At 27.9% G+C, this 3109-nt stretch carries 3 protein-coding genes; 2 read left to right on the forward strand and 1 reads right to left on the reverse strand.

The features are described from left to right. Positions 1 to 207: 207 nt before the first annotated feature. Positions 208 to 1038: a DegV family protein gene (locus NSA58_RS17865; protein ID WP_074079737.1), complete on the reverse strand. Its 831-nt coding sequence runs from the start codon at positions 1036 to 1038 to the stop codon at positions 208 to 210. Between the two features lie 243 nt (positions 1039 to 1281). On the opposite strand from NSA58_RS17865, the gene trhA reads away from it, so the two are divergent. Further along, positions 1282 to 1950 (forward strand): PAQR family membrane homeostasis protein TrhA, encoded by a 669-nt coding sequence (gene trhA, locus NSA58_RS17870; RefSeq protein ID WP_039679025.1) that lies wholly within the window; start codon positions 1282 to 1284, stop codon positions 1948 to 1950. Between the two features lie 17 nt (positions 1951 to 1967). Beyond that, positions 1968 to 3056, forward strand: coding sequence for a DUF6884 domain-containing protein (locus tag NSA58_RS17875; protein ID WP_052232908.1), 1089 nt, complete (start codon positions 1968 to 1970; stop codon positions 3054 to 3056). Positions 3057 to 3109 lie beyond the last annotated feature (53 nt).

The raw sequence follows: 3109 nt of genomic DNA on the forward strand, positions 1-3109 counted from the left end.
TCTTCTTGAATAGTGTTGTTTAGACAACTTACATGAAATTATTTATAATGTACACTATATATATAAATGATATAAGGGATTAACAATATTACTTGGACTGTAATATAAATAATTCTAAAAACATATTAAAAGCCGTATTATTTTAAATCAAAATAGTCTTAGATAGAATACTTGGCAGCTATCTAAGTCTATTTTGATTTTTTTTTATTACATGCAAGATATTCCCATAACGCCTGGCCCAGAATGAGAGCAGATAACACATCCTATATTAACATAATAAATGTTTTTAACTTCTGCTTCCTTTTCTAAAGCTTCTTTCATTATTTCTAAATCTTCTTGATTATCTCCACAACCAATAATAATAGTTTTTTCTTTTAAATCTTTACCAAATCTATTTACAATAGTTTTTGCTAAAGTTGAATAAATCTGTTTTTTACCTCTAACTTGGGATTTTTGTGCCACTAAACCATCTTTAACTTCTAAAATAGGTTTAATCGATAATAAATTTCCAAGTGCGGCTTTAGTAGAAGAAATTCTTCCTCCCATTTTTAAATATTCTAAAGTATCAACTGAGAAAGTAACTTCAACATTATTTTTATATTTTTCTAAAGTAGAAAGAATCTCTTGAACAGAGTGACCCGACTCAACCATTTCGCAAGCTTTTATTACAAATAGAGCACTCCCTATAGCTAGGTTTTCAGTATCAAATATGAATACATTATCATGGCCATCATTTTTAGCTAACATTGCACTTTGATAAGTTCCAGAAGCTTTTGATGATCCAGCAATATAAATTATTTCTGTATCTGTATCATATTTTTCAAATATAGATTTAAACTGTATATATGTGGCTTGAGAAGTTTTTGGCATGCTATTACTTTCTCTAAGCATTTTATAAAATTCTTTAGTTGTTAAATTTTCTCCGTCTAAATACTCTGTACCATTGAAAATTACTGTTAAAGGTACTATATCAACATTATATTTCGCAAGTATTTCCTGTGGTAAATCAGAAATACTATCACATACTATTTTTATCATTTTTTAATCCTCCAAATTTTTGTTACTATAAAATATACTATCATCAAGAAAAAATATTGTAAAGCAAAAGTTTTGACATTCAAAATAAAATATGATAATTTAGTTTAAATATCATAAAGTATTAATTAGAATTTTCGTATAAGAAGGAATTGGAAAGTTGAAGAGTGTACTATAATTAATGTGTAAAAATAAAAATACAGATATTTGTATAAGAAGGATTTGAAAAGAAGTAGGAGGAATAATATGAGAACAAAGTTAATTGATAGAAAGTTACCTAACTATTCTATAGCAGAGGAGAGATTTAATTATATATCTCATATAGTAGGTGGTGCTATTGGTGTAATAGGCCTAGTTTTATGTGTAGCAATTTCTGCATGGCATCACAATATTATAGCCATAGCTACATCCGTAGTATATGGCATCACAATGATTTTATTGTACTCTATGTCGTCCATATATCATGGCCTAAAAGATGGTATTGCAAAGAGAGTTTTCCAGGTATTAGATCATTGTGCTATTTATATTTTAATAGCAGGTACATATACTCCAATTGCACTATGTGCTATAAAGCCAGTAAACTCAACTGTAGGATGGGGAGTATTTATTATAGAGTGGTCTCTTGCAATAGTAGCTATAATTTTTAATGCAATTGATTTAAAAAAGTATGCTGTATTTGCTATGATATGTAATTTGGTAATGGGCTGGGGAATAATTGTAGTAATTCCAGTAGCTATTGAAGCTCTTACTTGGAATGGATTTATGTATATTTTAGCAGGGGGAATTTTCTATACAGTTGGAGCTGTTTTATATGGAATAGGAAGAAATAAAAGTTATATGCATTGCATTTTCCATGTATTTGTATTACTTGGAAGTATAGCTCATTTACTTGGAATAATGTTTTATGTATTGTAAAATAGGGGGGAATGTTATTGAGTAAAATTGTATTAATATCATGCGCCAATGGGAAGAAGACTGGATTTAATTTAGTTAAGGATATAGATAAAGAAAGTCAACTGTTTAAGCTATCCATGGATTATGGAAAAAAGATTGCAGACGAAATTTACATACTAACCTCAAGATATGGGCTTGTAAAAGAAAGAGATTATACACCATCTTATAATGAGTCAGCTAGTTTTAGAAGTGAGATGGAAAATAGATTATGGTCTCTTGAGATTTTAGAGCAGTTAAATAATTTTACTGATATACATGAAGATGAGTATATTATTTTAGCAGATAGAAGCTATTATAAAAATTATATAAAGTTTTTAAAAAAAGTAGGCACACCCTTTAATAATTTATCTGTTGAGGATAAGATTAACTTCTTAAGAGAAGAGTTAGATGAAGGGCATGGATGTAAAATTTCATATGGGGAAAAATTACATATACTTTTTAATTCCATGAAAAGATATAATTATAATAATCTTGATGAAATTCCATTTACTAATGGTATTTATATAGTTTTAGACAAAAAAGAAAAATATAAGGATATGGATAGAATCGTAAGGATAGGAACTCATGATAATGACAATAAATTAATTGTGAGAATTAAGAATCACTATAAAAATGGTTTTAAAGATAGTAGCTTTTTTAGGAAGAATATAGGAAAATCTATCTTATCTTATAATGAACATTATTACTTATATATTTGGAATATCAATTTTAATGATAAAGTCAATGAAAGTAAGTATGCAGAACTTAGAGATATGGAAGTTGAATCAACCTTAGAAGAAAAGATAAGTAATTATATGAAAGAAAGATTTGAATTTGTATGTTTTGAAGTTGAGGACGTGAAAGAAAGACACAGACTAGAAGAAGGCCTGATTTCCACCATATATCACGATAAAGATTTTGAAAGCTCTGATAAGTGGCTGGGAAAATACAGCCCTATGGATGAAATTAGGGATAGTAAAATGTGGGTATCTAAAGGATTAGATAAAGCACAATTAAATGAAATAGAGTTTAGGCAAGTTATAACCTTATGTTTAAAGTCAAACGAAGAAAGTGAAGAATTTAGCTAGACATAAAATAGCAATTAGTTTTCTAAATTAAAATATTTAAATAAATAAGGCAA

The sequence above is a fragment of the Terrisporobacter muris genome (assembly GCF_024621905.1).
In the GTDB taxonomy this organism is placed as follows: domain Bacteria; phylum Bacillota; class Clostridia; order Peptostreptococcales; family Peptostreptococcaceae; genus Terrisporobacter; species Terrisporobacter muris.